General features: G+C 69.0%; 14 protein-coding genes. 12 read left to right on the top strand and 2 right to left on the bottom strand.

Features of this window, described 5'->3' with window-relative positions; all coding sequences use genetic code 11:
• Positions 1–78 precede the first annotated feature (78 nt).
• The 3 genes from GH2_RS12770 to GH2_RS12780 are packed head-to-tail and all read left to right on the top strand — an operon-like array spanning position 79 to position 4,387.
• Positions 79–894 carry an ABC transporter permease gene (locus GH2_RS12770; RefSeq protein ID WP_239588889.1) on the top strand — a complete coding sequence of 272 codons (816 nt, stop codon included), beginning with the start codon at positions 79–81 and terminating at the stop codon, positions 892–894.
• Positions 891–1,667: an ABC transporter ATP-binding protein gene (locus tag GH2_RS12775; protein ID WP_066168601.1), complete on the top strand. Its 777-nt coding sequence runs from the start codon at positions 891–893 to the stop codon at positions 1,665–1,667. Before GH2_RS12770 ends, GH2_RS12775 begins: the two co-directional genes overlap by 4 nt.
• Positions 1,664–4,387: a fumarate reductase/succinate dehydrogenase flavoprotein subunit gene (locus tag GH2_RS12780; protein ID WP_066168604.1), complete on the top strand. Its 2,724-nt coding sequence runs from the start codon at positions 1,664–1,666 to the stop codon at positions 4,385–4,387. Before GH2_RS12775 ends, GH2_RS12780 begins: the two co-directional genes overlap by 4 nt.
• A 392-nt stretch (positions 4,388–4,779) precedes the next feature.
• Here GH2_RS12780 and cysC read toward each other — a convergent pair whose 3' ends face one another.
• Positions 4,780–6,660: an adenylyl-sulfate kinase gene (gene cysC, locus GH2_RS12785; protein WP_066168607.1), complete on the bottom strand. Its 1,881-nt coding sequence runs from the start codon at positions 6,658–6,660 to the stop codon at positions 4,780–4,782.
• Positions 6,660–7,580: a sulfate adenylyltransferase subunit CysD gene (gene cysD, locus GH2_RS12790; protein ID WP_066169182.1), complete on the bottom strand. Its 921-nt coding sequence runs from the start codon at positions 7,578–7,580 to the stop codon at positions 6,660–6,662. The genes cysC and cysD overlap by 1 nt, the downstream gene beginning before the upstream one ends.
• 87 nt (positions 7,581–7,667) lie before the next feature.
• Between cysD and GH2_RS12795 the strand changes: the two genes are divergently transcribed.
• The 9 genes from GH2_RS12795 (at position 7,668) to GH2_RS12835 (ending at position 15,089) form a co-directional block, all read left to right on the top strand.
• Positions 7,668–8,594 (top strand): helix-turn-helix domain-containing protein, encoded by a 927-nt coding sequence (locus GH2_RS12795; protein ID WP_084247480.1) that lies wholly within the window; start codon positions 7,668–7,670, stop codon positions 8,592–8,594.
• 43 nt (positions 8,595–8,637) lie between these two features.
• Complete coding sequence (locus GH2_RS12800) at positions 8,638–9,237, top strand: DUF2249 domain-containing protein (RefSeq protein WP_066168610.1); 600 nt, start codon at positions 8,638–8,640, stop codon at positions 9,235–9,237.
• Between the two features lie 4 nt (positions 9,238–9,241).
• Positions 9,242–9,589 (top strand): ferredoxin, encoded by a 348-nt coding sequence (gene fdxA / locus GH2_RS12805; protein WP_066168613.1) that lies wholly within the window; start codon positions 9,242–9,244, stop codon positions 9,587–9,589.
• Between the two features lie 4 nt (positions 9,590–9,593).
• Entirely contained in the window at positions 9,594–10,190 is a 597-nt protein-coding gene (locus tag GH2_RS12810; RefSeq protein WP_066168617.1) for a helix-turn-helix transcriptional regulator, read from the top strand.
• Positions 10,187–10,636, top strand: coding sequence for a hypothetical protein (locus GH2_RS12815; RefSeq protein ID WP_066168619.1), 450 nt, complete (start codon positions 10,187–10,189; stop codon positions 10,634–10,636). The genes GH2_RS12810 and GH2_RS12815 overlap by 4 nt, the downstream gene beginning before the upstream one ends.
• Before the next feature lie 306 nt (positions 10,637–10,942).
• Positions 10,943–11,869, top strand: coding sequence for an enoyl-CoA hydratase (locus GH2_RS12820; protein WP_066168621.1), 927 nt, complete (start codon positions 10,943–10,945; stop codon positions 11,867–11,869).
• Entirely contained in the window at positions 11,869–13,032 is a 1,164-nt protein-coding gene (locus tag GH2_RS12825; protein WP_066168624.1) for an acyl-CoA dehydrogenase family protein, read from the top strand. Before GH2_RS12820 ends, GH2_RS12825 begins: the two co-directional genes overlap by 1 nt.
• A 3-nt stretch (positions 13,033–13,035) precedes the next feature.
• A complete protein-coding gene (locus GH2_RS12830) occupies positions 13,036–14,001 on the top strand; it encodes an acyl-CoA dehydrogenase family protein (protein WP_066168628.1) in 966 nt (321 codons plus the stop codon).
• Positions 13,998–15,089, top strand: coding sequence for an acyl-CoA dehydrogenase family protein (locus GH2_RS12835; RefSeq protein WP_066168631.1), 1,092 nt, complete (start codon positions 13,998–14,000; stop codon positions 15,087–15,089). The genes GH2_RS12830 and GH2_RS12835 overlap by 4 nt, the downstream gene beginning before the upstream one ends.

A 15,089-nucleotide genomic window follows, 5' to 3' on the forward strand; every position in this document is an offset into this window, starting at 1 on the left:
GTCGACGCCACGCACCCCCTGATCGAGTCCACCCCGGTCGAGGACGCCGCCCACTTGGATGGAACCGACGCTGTGGCGCTGCCTGCCGGATCCGCACGGCCCGGTGGCGGGTCCGCCGTCTCGCTCTCCCGCTGGGCTCTGCGCTTGGCCACCGTGGCGGCCGTTGTCGTTCTCTGGCAGGTGCTGGCGGCGAACAACGTGGTCGCGTGGTTGCACTTCGACACCGTCCCCTCACCACTGGAGGTGTTGTCGGCGTGGGGCGACCGGTTCGGCACGCAGCAGTACTACCTGGACGTCGGGCAGTCGCTGATCCGTATCGGGATCGGTTTCGCCCTGGCGACCGCCGTCGGGGTCCCGCTGGGCATCGCACTCGGACGGTCCCGCGTGGCCGGCGACACCCTCGGCACCCTCACCGAACTGGCCCGCCCCATCCCGGCGATCGCCCTGGTTCCCATTGCGATCCTGGTGTTCCCCACCGACGAGGCGGGCATGGTGTTCATCACCTTCCTGGCCGCGCTGTTCCCGATCATTGTGTCCACCCGGCACGCCGTCCGCGCACTGCCGACCATCTGGGAGGAGTCGGTGCTGACCATGGGCGGCACCCGTCGCGACGTGACCCTCCGGGTGATCCTCCCGGGGATCATGCCGGGCGTCTTCGGTGGCCTTTCGGTGGGGATCGGCGTCGCCTGGATCTGCCTGATCTCCGCCGAGATGATCTCCGGTCGCTTGGGGATCGGCTACCAGACCTGGCAGAGCTACACGGTGGTCGACTACCCGGGTGTCTTCGTCGGGATGTTCACCATCGCCGCGCTGGGCGCCGCGACCTCGGGCGCCATCGAACTGTGCGGCCGGCGCATGACGCGATGGCTGCCGAGAGGAGAGCAGAAGGCATGAGTACCGCGATCGAAATCACCGGCGCCACCCTGCGGCACGGCGCCCGGACCATCGTCGACGGCCTCACCTTGTCCATCCCCGCCGGCGAGGTGCTGGTGGTGACCGGCCCGTCGGGTTGCGGCAAGTCGACGCTGCTGCGCGCGATCGCCGGGCTGCGCCCCGTTGACGACGGCACGATCGCCGTCGCCGGCGAAGCGGTCACCGGCACGTCCCGCGACCGCGCGATGGTCTTTCAGGACGACGCCCTGCACCCCTGGCGCACCGTCCGGAAGAACATCCTGCTCGCCCTCACTCTGCGCGGTGTTCCGCGCAGCCGGCGGCGCGCCGAAGCCGACCGCTGGCTCGGCGAGATCGGGCTCGACGACTTCGCCGATCACCTGCCGCGGGAGCTGTCCGGCGGCATGCGGCAACGCGTGCAGTTGGCTCGCGGCCTCGCCGGCGCACCCCGGGCGGTGTTGATGGACGAGCCCTTCGGCGCACTCGACGCTCAGACCCGCAGATCCATGCAGCAGTTGCTGATCCGCACCCTGACCGCCCATCCGGCCACCGTCGTCTTCGTCACCCACGACATCGACGAGGCGGTGTTGCTCGGCGACCGGATCGTCGTTCTCGGCCGCGCCGGTGAACCGGTCCGCGCGATCGTCGACGTGCCCGAACCGCGCACCTCCTCTTCCGCGAACGACGCGACCCGCACCGCGGTCGCCGCAGCCCTCGTCTCTCCCACCGCGGCAGCAGTGCACCCTCCTGCCGCACAGCAGAAAGCCACCGCATGAGCACCCCCGACGACCCGCAGACCTTCACCGCTCCCGACCTCGCCGACGCCCGGCGCCTGGACTGCGACGTCCTGGTGATCGGCGGGGGAACCGCGGGCACGATGGCGGCGCTGACCGCCGCCGAGAACGGCGCGCAGGTGCTCCTCCTGGAGAAGGCGCACGTCCGGCACTCCGGCGCGCTCGCCATGGGCATGGACGGGGTGAACAACGCGGTGATCCCCGGCAAGGCCACCCCGGAGGACTACGTCGCGGAGATCACCCGCGCCAACGACGGCATCGTCGACCAGAAGACCGTCTACCAAACCGCCACTCGCGGCTTCGGCATGATCTCCCGGCTCGAGCGGTACGGGGTGAAGTTCGAGAAGGACGAGTACGGCGAGTACGCGGTGCGACGCGTGCACCGGTCTGGCTCGTACGTTCTGCCGATGCCTGAGGGCCGCGACGTCAAGAAGGTCCTCTACCGAGTGCTGCGCCGCCGCGAGATGCGGGAGAAGATCACCATTGAGAACCGCCTGATGCCGGTCCGGGTCCTCACCGAGAACGGTCGTGCCGTCGGTGCCGCCGCCCTGCACACCCGCACCGGGGAGTTCTACGTGATCGGTGCCAAATCGGTGATTCTCGCGACCGGTCCGTGCGGCCGTCTCGGCCTTCCCGCCTCGGGCTACCTCTACGGCACCTACGAGAACCCAACCAATGCCGGCGACGGCTACTCAATGGCCTACCACGCCGGGGCCGAGCTCAGCGGGATCGAATGCTTCCAGATCAATCCGCTGATCAAGGACTACAACGGGCCCGCCTGCGCCTACGTCGCCAACCCGTTCGGCGGATACCAGGTGAACGCCGACGGCGACCGCTTCGTCGATTCGGACTACTGGTCGGGCGACATGATGAGCGAGGTGGTCAGGGAGATCGACTCTGCCCGCGGCCCCATCTATCTGAAGGTCAGCCATCTGCCGACCGAGACCATCGACACCCTCGAGTCGATCCTGCACACCACCGAGCGGCCGACCCGCGGAACCTTCCACGCCAACCGCGGGCACAGCTATCACACGCACGACATCGAGATGCACGTCTCCGAGATCGGCTTGTGCAGTGGGCATTCGGCGTCCGGCGTGTGGGTCGACGAGAACGGGGCGACCACGGTCGACGGCCTGTACGCCGCGGGCGATCTGGCCTGCGTGCCGCACAACTACATGATCGGTGCCTTCGTTTACGGCGAGCTGACCGGTGGTCACGCCAGCGACCGCGCCAAAACCGTGGACGCGCCGGGCAAGCTGCCCGCCGACCAGATCGCCGACGCCCACGCACTGATCTACCGGCCGTTGGCGAACCCGGACGGACCGCCTCAGCCGCAGGTCGAGTACAAGCTCCGCCGGTTCGTGAACGACTACGTCGCACCGCCGAAGACCTCGAACAAGCTCGGCATCGCCATCGAGACCTTCGAGCGCATGAAGGGCGAGATTGCGCAGATGGGCGGGCGGACCCCGCACGAGTTGATGCGCTGCGCCGAGGTCACCTTCATCCGCGACTGCGCCGAGCTCGCCGCCCGGAGCTCCCTGACCCGCACCGAAAGCCGTTGGGGGCTCTATCATCAGCGCGACGACCTCACCGAGCGCGACGATGCGAACTGGGGCTACCACCTCAACGTACGCAAGAACGGTGACGGCGAGATGGAGTTCCTCGGCAGGCCCGTCGCCCCCTATCTGGTGCCCGTCGACGGCTTGGATCACCTTCCACCGCAGGATCGTTCGGTGATCGGCATCCGGCAGCCGACGGTGCGCACCGGCCCCGGCGAGGGCCTGCTCGCGGGCGCGTCGCCCCGGCCCGTCGCGCGCCCCGGCGCGGCGCCGCAGCAGCGTGAGGCGTTGTCACCGCGGATCGCCGAACTGGTCGCCCTGGAGTCGGTGACCGTGGACGAGATCGCCGACTACCTGGCAGACGACGACGCGACGGTGCGCCGCACCGCGGTGGCCACCCTCACCGAGCACACTCCGCCGGAGTTCGAGCTGGCGCTGGCCGCTGCGCTCGGCGACGTCGACGGCGGCGTCCGCCGCAGCGCCGTCGACGCGCTCCGCGAGCTGGTGGAGGTACTCGTCGGCAAGCCCGATTTCGTGTCGGCGCTGCACGAGGCCGCCGATTCCGGGGATCCGCTGGTGCGCGCCGGGGTGCTCGACGTACTGCGCGCGTTGAAGGAGGCCGAGGCGGCCTTCTTCGCACGCTTCCTCGGCGATACACACCATCGGGTCCGCATCGAGGCGATCCGCGGTCTGGTGTCGCTCGACGATGCCACGTCGATCGCGCGAGCCGCTGACGACGCCGACCGCGAGGTGCGGGTGGTGGCCGCGCACGGACTCGCGACCGTCGGGGCGGGCGCGGACACCCTGCGACGACTGGCGATCGATCCCGATCCGCTGGTGCGCGCGGCCGCCCTGGCCGCCCTGTCGACACTCGGCGATCCGGACGCCGACGGAAAGCTCCTGCGAAAGGCCCTGCGCGACAACGCCTGGCAGGTACGCAAGGGGGCGGCGACGGGGCTGGCGGTGGCGCCCGGCGAGGAGTCGGTGTCCGCGTTGGCGCCGCTGGTGTCCGACCCCCACGGCGACGTGCGGAAAGCCGCCGTCCAGACGCTGCGACCGTGGTCCGACGACCCGGTCGTCGCCGAGTTGATGTCCACTGCGGCCACCGACGAGGACGCCGACGTCCGGGCCGCCGCGCGCTGAGGCATGCCCCGCCCGCATGTCGCGCCCCTCCGGCATCACACCGGGGGCGCGACGCGTGCGGCGTCGAGATGATTGATTCCCGGTGATGATCGTCCCCACGTTGGTCGAGTGCTGCCTGCGAGCGGAGCGAGCACGGAGTTGATCGAGAACGTCGTGAGGACCGCAGGCATCGCGAGCCCTCCACTGCCATCATGCGGTGATCTCGGCACCACGCCGACGGATCGCCTCTGGTGGAACGGCACGCCCCGGAGAGACCGCGATCGCCCTGCTGATCGCTCAGATCCCGCTCCCGATCATCGGCAACGCATTCGCGAACTGTCGATACTCGACGACAGCTACTGCAACGTCCGACCCGGCGACGGCTACGCCGACTGCGGCAACCCCGCCTGCCCCTACAACCCCAACTCTCGCAGGATCCGCTCGGCCACCTCGGCCGGGGGCCCGTCGCCGGGACGGATCACCAGGTCGGCGTTCTCCGGCTTCTCGTACGGGGAGTCGATACCGGTGAACTGTGCGATCTCGCCGGCCCGCGCCTTCGCGTACAGCCCCTTCGGATCGCGGGACTCGCAGTCCTCGAGCGGCGTGTCGACGAAGATCTCGAAGAACGGCAGGTCTGCGGCCTCGTGGATCTCGCGCGCCCGCTGCCGTTCGGCCGCGAACGGACTGATCAACGAGACCAGCGCGACGGCGCCGGAATCGGCGAAGAGCGCGGCGACTTCCGCAGTGCGACGGATGTTCTCCCTGCGGTCGTCGTCGCCGAAGCCCAGATCGTTGGTCAACCCGTGCCGGAGGTTGTCGCCGTCGAGCAGGTACGCCGGTCGCCCCTCGGCGACGATGCGGCGTTCCAATTCCATCGCGATGGTCGATTTCCCCGACGCCGACAAGCCCGTCAGCCACAGCGTGGCGCCGCGGTGGGAGCGGTGATCGCGGGTCACCTTGGTGGACTGCCACACCACCTGGGTATCGTGCGCCAGCGGCGCGGTGATCATGCCCGCGGCCACAGTCGCGTTGGTGACCTCGTCGATAAGAATGAAGCTGCCGGTGGCGCGGTTCCGTCGATACTCGTCGAACATCACCGGCCGCTGCGCGTGCAGCGACAAGCGCCCGATCTCGTTGAGAGTCAGCGCCTTCGCTGCCTCGTCCCGGTGCAGGGTGTTGACGTCGAGCCGATAGTTGAGGCCGTCGACGCGCACCCTGGTCTCGCGGGTGCCGCACAGCATGCGGTAGGTCGCACCCGGCGCGAGCTGCGACGACTCGGAGAACCAGCAGACCATCGCATCGATCTCGCGGCCGACGTGCGGGCGGTTGTTGGGGCGGACCAGCATGTCGCCGCGGACGATGTCGATCTCGTCGTCCAGTGCGATGGAGACGGCCTGCGAGGCGAAGGCCTCGTCGAGTTCGACGCCGCCGGGCCCCCAGATCTTCTTGACCGTGGTGCCGAAACCGCCGGGCAGCGCCACCACCTTGTCGCCGACCGCGAACGTGCCGCCGGCGATGGTGCCCGCGAATGCCCGGTGGTCGAATCCATCGCTGCGCTGCGGCCGGATCACGTATTGGACAGGGAAGCGGGCGTCGCGGAGGTTGCGGTCGGAGGCGATGTAGACGTTCTCCAGATGGCTCAGCAGCGGCCGACCGGTGTACCAGGGCATCGCCTCGGAGCGGTCCACCACGTTGTCACCGCGCAGCGCGGAGATCGGGATGAACGAGAGGTCGGTGACGTTGAGCTTGGCCGCGAACGCGACCACTTCGTCACGGATCTCCTCGAACCGCGCTTCGGAGTAGTCGACGAGGTCCATCTTGTTGACGCAGACCGCCAGATGGGGAATCCCGAGCAGAGACGACAGGAACGCGTGCCGACGCGTCTGCTCCAGCACCCCCTTGCGCGCGTCGATGAGGATGATCGCGACGTCGGCGGTCGATGCCCCGGTCACCATGTTTCGCGTGTACTGCACGTGGCCGGGCGAGTCGGCGATGATGAACTTCCGCGTCGCCGTTGCGAAATAGCGGTAGGCGACGTCGATCGTGATGCCCTGCTCGCGCTCAGCGCGCAGGCCGTCGGTGAGGAGCGCCAGGTCCGCGTGTTCGTCACCGCGCTTGGCGCTGGTGCGTTCGATGGCTTCGAGCTGATCGGTGAGGATCGACTTCGAGTCGTACAGCAGGCGCCCGATGAGCGTCGACTTGCCGTCGTCCACGCTGCCCGCCGTCGCGATCCGCAGCAGTTCAGCGGGGGCGACGACGTCGGGCTGGGCACCCGCCCGGGTGGCAGAACTCATCAGAAGTAGCCCTCTTTCTTGCGATCTTCCATCCCCGCCTCGGAGATGCGGTCGTCGGCTCTGGTGGCTCCGCGCTCGGTGACCCGCGTGGTCGCGACCTCGGCGATCACCTTCTCCGGGGTGTCGGCGTCGCTCTCGACGCAACCGGTGCACGTGGCGTCGCCGACGGTCCGGAAACGGACGTGTTCGGTGTGGGCGGTCTCGCCCGGGTAGGTCTCCAGGAACCGCGTCTTCGCGAGGAGCATGCCGTCACGCGGGACCACCTCGCGGTCGTGCGCATAGTAGATCGACGGGAGGTCGATCCGCTCCTGCGCGATGTAGTTCCAGATGTCGAGCTCGGTCCAGTTGCTCAGCGGGAACACGCGGATGTGCTCGCCACGCGCACAGTGTCCGTTGTAGAGATTCCACAGTTCCGGGCGCTGATTCCGCGGATCCCACGCTCCGAACGAATCGCGAAAACTGAAGAAGCGCTCCTTCGCGCGCGCCTTCTCCTCGTCGCGCCGAGCGCCGCCGAACACCGCGTCGAAACGGTTCTCGGTGATGCCGCGCAGGAGTGTGGTGGTCTGCAGGCGGTTGCGCGACGTGCCCGGACCGGTCTGCTCGACCACACGGCCGGCGTCGATGTCGTCCTGCACGCTCGCGACGATGAGACCGACGCCGGTCTCGGCGACCACGCGATCGCGGAACTCGATCACCTCGTCGAAGTTGTGTCCGGTGTCGATGTGCATGAGAGGAAACGGGACCGGAGCGGGCCAGAACGCCTTGCGCGCCAGATGGAACATGACGACCGAGTCCTTGCCGCCGGAGAACAGCATTGCCGGGTGCTCGAACGTGGCGGCGACCTCACGGAAGATGTGAATCGACTCCGCTTCCAGCTCCTCGAGCGTGGTGAGGTCGTACCGGGGTCCGGTCCCGACCATCGCGGCAGATCCGGTTCCGTCCGGTGAGGTGATCATCGGCACCCACTCCCTTGACGTGTCGAATAGTCGACACATAGTGTTGACAATATGACAGATACGGTAGGCGACGACGGGACGGAGCGTCAATCCTCTCCGCCCACGCGTCGCGTCGTCGACGTGATGTCCCTACTGGTGGAACACGCGGACACCAGCCTGACCCTCGCGGACATCGTCCGCGCGACGGGGATTCCGCGCGGCACCGCCCATGCCATCGTGACGCAGCTCTGCACCCTCGGCTGGCTGACCCGCCGAGGAGACAACACGCTCACCCTGGGCGTCATCTTCCTCGCCGCCAGTCGGCGCGCCGCACGCGTCGACGTCGTCGCCGCAGCAGCCGCCCCGGCACTGCAGTCACTGGTCCACGCCACCGGCCTCCCCGCCTTCCTGGCTCAGCGCGACGGCGACACCATCACGGTCACCGATCAACTGGCGCCGGACTCGCCCCCGGGGTCCACACCCGCGGCGCCGCCGGTGCGCAGCATGCAACTGCGACCTCCACTCTGCCGCGAGTTCATCGCGTGGTCCGACGACGACACGCGCGCGGCCTGGCTGCAGCGCGCCCCCGCCGATCAGCGGCCGCGACTGACCGCGGTGCTGGCGGCCGTCCGCGACCGCGGGTACTCCATCGAGCGCATCACCGACGACCATCGCGCCATCATCGACGCGCTCAGGCACCTCGACGAGATGTCGGCCGAGCTGCGATCCCGCATGGCAGGCCTGGTCTCCGAACTATCCGCCATCGACTACCTGCCCGACGAACTGGTCGACGACGTCGGCGCGGTCAGCGTCGGCGCCCCGATCTTCGACGACACCGGAGCGGTGGTGGCGGCACTGGTCGCACGCCCCGATCGAACGATGCCCGTCGATGAGCTGCTACGTCTGGGCGACGCGGTCCGCCACAGCGCCGCACAGGTCGGCCCCCGCCTGAGATCGGGACCAACGTCACCATTGCCGGACCCTTCTCACCGGGGCTAGATTTTATACAACAGCCTATTGTTTTTATTGAGAGGACCGGCCCATGCCCGACGTCACCCTGGACGTTCGCGAGATCGAGAAACCTGCGCGACACCCGAAGATCTTCGGCATCTTCGACTCCTTGGCCGTCGGCGAAGCGCTCATCCTGGTCAATGACCACGATCCGCGCCACCTGCACGACGAGTTCGAGGAGAAGGTGCCGGGCGGCTACGGCTGGGAGTACCTGGTCCGCGAGAAGCGCGACTATCGCATCCGGATCAGCAAGACCACCGAGGCCGCGCCCGCGCGCAAGCTCGGCAACACCGCGGAGCTGACGCAACGGGAGGTCGACGCCGCCGACGTCGCATGGAAGCTCGACTTCCGCGGTCGCGGACTCGACTCCAACCTGATCCGACTGGCCGCCGAGGGCGCCATCAATACCCACCGTGGTGGCGAGGTGGACGTGCTGGTGCACGTGATCTCCGGATCGGGGACGCTCGGCACCGAGATCGGCCCCGTCCCGATCACCGCGGGCGATCTGCTGTGGTTGCCGCACCACTCGGAGCGCTCGTTCACGGCGGGCCCGGACGGGCTCAACTACCTCACGGTCCATTCGCACCGCGAGCCCTCCCTCACCATCGAACCCTTCAACCCGAATCGGTGATCTGATGACCTACGTGATTGCGCAGCCGTGCGTCGACGTGATGGACCGCGCCTGTGTGGAGGAGTGCCCCGTCGACTGCATCTACGAGGGCGGCCGGAGCCTCTACATCCATCCCGACGAGTGCGTCGACTGCGGCGCCTGCGAACCGGTGTGCCCGGTGGAGGCGATCTTCTACGAGGACGACCTGCCGGACGAGTGGGTTCCCTACGCCACCGACAACGCCGACTTCTTCGAGAAGGCCCTCCCCGGCCGCGACGCCCCGCTCGGCTCTCCCGGCGGCGCCATGAAGCTCGGCCCGACCGGCGTCGACGCGCCGATCGTCGCCGCCCTACCGCCCCAGGGCGACGACTGACCCGATGCGCTCGACGATCCTCGACGCCCTCCGCGACGCCGGAACCGCGATGACCGTCACCGAGTTGTCCGCCGACTGCGGCATCCCGGCGACGACCATCCGATTCCACCTGCGCGCGCTGGCGGACGACGGGCTCGTCACCGCCGAGACCGCCGAGCAGACCGGTCGGGGTCGCCCGCGACTGCTCTACCGTGCCCGACGAGCGATGGATCCGTCCGGCCCACGGAATTACGAATTGCTGGCCGGCGTGCTGGTCCGGGCGCTCGCCAAGCTGCCCGGCGCCGAGCAGCAGGCCGCCGAGGCCGGGCGCGCGTGGGGTCGAGAACAGGCCGATACGCAGACCGATCCGGTCGATGACGTCATTTTGGTGCTCGACGAATTCGGCTTCGCTCCCCAGAAGTCCTGCGGGGGCGTTCGGCTGAATCGGTGCCCGTTCCTCGAGTTGGCGCGCGAGCGCCCCGGCATCACGTGCGCGGTTCACCGGGGCATCATGCAAGGGGTGCTGTCGATGCACAGCACCGGCGTGACACTGGCCGGACTCGACCCCTTCGTCGACGACGATCACTGTTATGCCTCGCTGACCGAAGGAGATCATCAGTGACCACGCGCCAGATCGGCATCGACGCGCACACCGCAGGCGGTGCCGCCCTCGTCGTCGTGGGCGGGCTGGTGGCAGCCGCCACCGGACCGTTGGACCTGGAAAAGGGCAGCTGGCTCGCCGCCTACCTGGTGCTGGTCGGCGGCGTCGCACTCATCGCGATCGGCATCGCGCAACAACACTTGCCGACGCCGGTTCCGGTCCCCCTTCAGATCGTCCAGCTCAGCGGGTGGGCGGTCGCGAACGTCGTCGTCATGCTCGGCGGGCTGCTGTCATCGTCGGTGACCATCAACGTCGGTGCCGTGCTCTTGCTGCTGGTCCTCGCGCTGACGTGGTGGGCAGGGCACGGGCTGATCCGGACGCGCAGCGTGCTGGCGTACGCCTACCTGGCGATTCTCACGATTCTCATCGTCAGCGCACCGATCGGGATGGTGCTGGGGGCGCGGTAGCCGACGCCGCACCCGCATCAGCGTGTGACTGCGCGCGCCCCGGCAATCGGTCCCAGTGATACCGGATCTTCAGTTCGAGCATCAGGATCCGCCCGACCAGCAAGGTCACCTCCCGGGCGACGAGCATGAAGGCCGAACAGTCGCCGATGAGCGAATACAACAGTCAATTCCCGATCCTATTCGACACAAACGGCACTTCGCGTTGAATAGACCCCAGCGACAACCCCCGATCCCATCCCCGCGCGACCTTTCCGCGACACCGACCCGACTACCAACCAAGCACTTGCTAGGTTAGAGTCTGAAGGCATGAGCAACGCCGTCATCCCTCCGCCGCTGGGGCCCGACGATCTCGGTCCCGACACCTCGCCCGTCGCCTACGAGACCGCAGGCGCCGTCGCCTACGTGACGCTGAACCGTCCCGACTTCCGCAACGCGCAGAACTCGGTGATGACCTACTCACTGGACGCCGCGTTCGGCAAGGCCGTCAACGACGCCGGCGTCAAGGTGATCGTGCTGCGTGCGAACGGCAAGCACTTCTCGGCGGGACACGACATCGGCACGCCCGAGCGCGACTTCAACACCGTCTACCCCAACACGGCGACGCTGCACTGGGATCACACCCGCAACGACGACGCACCGCTCGACAGCAATCAGCGCCTCGCCCGCGAGATCGAGGTGTATCTGGGGATGTGCCGCCGCTGGCGGGAGATCCCGAAGCCGGTCATCGCCCAGGTGCACGGCGCGTGCATCGCCGGCGGTCTGATGCTCGCCTGGTCGGCCGATTTCATCGTCGCCTCCGACGACGCCTTCTTCTCCGACCCCGTCGCGCGCATGGGCATCCCGGGTGTGGAGTACTTCGCGCACGCCTACGTCCTCGGCGCCCGGCGGGCCAAGGAGATCCTGTTCACCGGCCAGCGTTTCACCGCTGCACAGGCCCTGGACTGGGGCATGGTCAACCACGTCGTCCCCCGTGCGGACCTGGGTGCCAAGGTCGACGAGCTCTGCGCGCAGATGACCGAGATGCCGATGCAGGGCCTGTTCCTCTCCAAGAAGGCGGTCAACATCTGCGAAGACCAGATGGGCATGCGCAACGCGATGGACTCGGTGTTCGGCTGGCATCACTTCGCGCACGCCGCGAACGACGCCGACTCCGGTGACTCGCTCGGCGGGATGGACGCCCGCAGCATGCGCGACGCCGCCCAGAAGTCCGACGAGCAGAAGAGCGGCGCCTGATGGATCTGTTGTTCGACGACGCCGCACAGGCGTTCCGCACCCAGGTGCGCACCTGGCTGGCCGAGCACGTGCCCGCCGAGCCCCTGCCTTCGATGGACACCGCGGAGGGCTTCGAGGCGCACCGCCGGTGGGAGGCCGAGATGGCGGCCGACCGCATGTCGGTGGTCAGCTGGCCGGTGGAGTTCGGCGGCCGCGACGAGCCGCTGCTGCACTGGCTGATCTTCGAGGAGGAGTACTACCGTTCGGGCGCGCCCGGTCGCGTGAGCCAGAACGGCATCTTCCTCCTCGCGCCGACCCTGTTCGAGCACGCGAGCCCCGAGCAGCTGGCCCGGATCATGCCGCAGATGGCGCGGTCAGAGGTCATCTGGGGTCAGGCGTGGAGCGAGCCGGAGGCGGGCTCGGACCTCGCTTCCCTGCGCTCCACCGCGACTCGAACGGAGGGCGGCTGGCTCCTCAACGGACAGAAGACCTGGAGCTCGCGGTCCAGCTTCGCTGATTGGGGCTTCGGCCTGTTCCGGACCGACCCCGAGCAGGCCCGTCACCGGGGCATCACCTACTTCATGTTCGATCTGCGCTCCCCCGGCGTGACCGTCCGTCCCATCGCCCAGCTCGACGGCGAGGCCGGTTTCGCCGAACTGTTCCTGGAGAACGTATTCGTGCCCGACGACCCCGCCGACCCGGCGAATTCCGGTGTCATCGGCGCGGTGAACGACGGCTGGAAGGTCGCGATGAGCACCGCCGCCAACGAGCGCGGACTCTCCCTGCGCTCCCCCGGTCGCTTCCTCGCCGCCACCGATCGCCTGGTCCGGCTGTGGAAGTCGACGAGCGGGCTGCCGTCGACCGCCGCCACCGACAAGGGCGTCGTCGACGCGTGGATCGGTGCCCGGGCATACGAGCTCTCGACGTACCAGACCGTCAGCCGCCTCGCTGCGGGCGGACAACTCGGCATGGAGTCGTCGATCAACAAGGTCTTCTGGTCGCAGTGGGACATCGCCGCCCACGAGACCGCGCTGGATCTGCAGGGCGTCGACGCCGAGCTCGACGACGCGTGGATGGACGGCTACCTCTTCTCACTGTCCGGCCCGATCTACGCGGGCACCAACGAGATTCAACGCAACGTGATCGCCGAGCGACTCCTCGGCCTGCCCCGCGGAGACCGATAAACGATGGACTTCCTCCTCAACGACATCCACACCGACCTCCGCGATACCGTCGCCGCCATCGGGGAGAAGGCCGGCGGCGTCGCCATCGCACGATCCTGGACCGAGGGCGATCACGCTCCCGCGCTGAGCGTCTACCGTCGGCTCGCCGAGGCCGGTGTCACCGGATTGGTGGTCGACGACGCTCTCGGCGGCTCCGGCGCAGGCGCCACCGAACTGGTGGTCGCCGCCGAACAACTCGGGCGGTTTGCGCTGCCGGGCCCGGTCGCCGAGACGTTCGGCGCCGTGCCGACCGCGCTCGCGGCCGCCGGCGCGACCGACGCGCTCGCGACACTGCTCGGCGGCCGCCCCGCGACCCTCGCCGCGGCGGCGACCGGCCACCGGGCCGCCGCCCCCGCCGACGCCGATGTCTATCTCCTCCGCGACGGTGCACTGTCGACCGCGTCGGTCGTCGCCGAGCACGCCTCGGTGGATCCCACCCGCACCGTCGCCGACGTCGGGGCCGGAACGTCACTCGGCTCCGCCGACGAGGCCGCCGTCGCCCAAGTGGGAGCCCTCGTCACCGCGGCGCAGCTGATCGGACTGGGGGCGGCGATGCTCCATCTGGCCTCTGAGTACGCCAAGGCGCGCAAGCAGTTCAATCGCGCGATCGGCTCGTACCAAGCGGTGAAGCATCACCTCGCCGACGTCGCGATCGCCGTCGAGATGGCCCGGCCCCTGGTGCTCGGCGCCGCCGTCGGCCTGGACGGCAAGGCGCCGGACGAGGTGAACGTCGCCCGCGACGTCTGGGCTGCCAAGGTCGCCGCCGCCGACGCCGCCTACCTGGCGTCGCGTCGCAGCCTGCAGGTCTTCGGGGCCATCGGCTACACCGCCGAGCACGATCTGTCCCTGTATCTGACCAAGACGCGCGCACTCGTCTCGGCGTGGGGCACCCCCGCTCAGCACCGCGCCCAGATCCTGGAGACCCTGTGACCACGCCCGAGACCATCAGCGCCGACGACCGCGCGGCACTCGCCGAATCGATCCGCGAACTCCTGCGACGGCGTTCGGACTCCGCGTCCGTGCGAGCGGCGTCGCGTGCGGAAGGTCGTATCGATCGGCCCCTCTGGGACGCTTTGTGCAGCGAGATCGGGGTCGCCGCACTCGCGATCGGAGAGCAGTTCGACGGTGCGGGCGCCACCTTCGCCGAGACCGCGTTGGCACTGGAAGAGGTCGGCCGGGCCCTCGCGCCGGTACCGGTCTTCTCCTCGGTCGTCCTCGCCGCCGGAGCTGTCGTAGCGGCAGGCGATCCCGAGGCGTCGGCGCGGCTGCTGCCCGACCTCGCGTCCGGTGCGAGGACCGGCGCCCTCTGCTGGGCGGGTGCCCCGGGCTGGACCGCGCCGGGCGTCACGGCGGAGGCCGGACTGCTGCGCGGCACCGCGGAGTACGTGCTCGACGGCGAGACGGCCGACGTCTTGCTGGTGATCGCCGGCCGGTCCGACAACCCCGATGCGCAGACGCTCCACGAGGTGGATGCCCGCGCCGACGGCGTCACCGTGACCCCGCTGCCGGTCCTGGATCCCACCCGCGCACTGTCCCGCGTCACGTTCGACGAAGTGCCGTCGACGACCATCGCGTCGTCGTCCGACATCGCCGAGCGGATCCGCACCCTCGCCTGGGCGATGCTGTCGGCCGAGCAGGTCGGCGGTGCAGCACGCGCCCTGGAGCTGACCGTGGAGCACACTTCGTCGCGCACGCAGTTCGGCCGCACGCTCGCGTCGTTCCAGGCACTCAAGCACGCCATGGCCGACATGTACGTGCAGGTGGAGGCCATGCGATCGATGTCGGCCGCGGCGATCGACGCGGTGGTCCACGACCGGGCAGATGCTGCGGAACTGGCGGCGGCCGCGCACGTCTACTGCTCCGAGAACTACCTGTCGCTGACCGGCGAGGCCATCCAACTGCACGGCGGGATCGGCATCACCTGGGAACACGACATCGGGCTGTTCTTCAAACGCGCCCAGGCCGATGCGCAATTGTTCGGCCAGCCGCACGACGCGCTCGCGCGGGTGCTCCGGTAG

This window comes from Gordonia hydrophobica NBRC 16057 (genome assembly GCF_001592365.1).
Lineage (GTDB): Bacteria > Actinomycetota > Actinomycetes > Mycobacteriales > Mycobacteriaceae > Gordonia > Gordonia hydrophobica.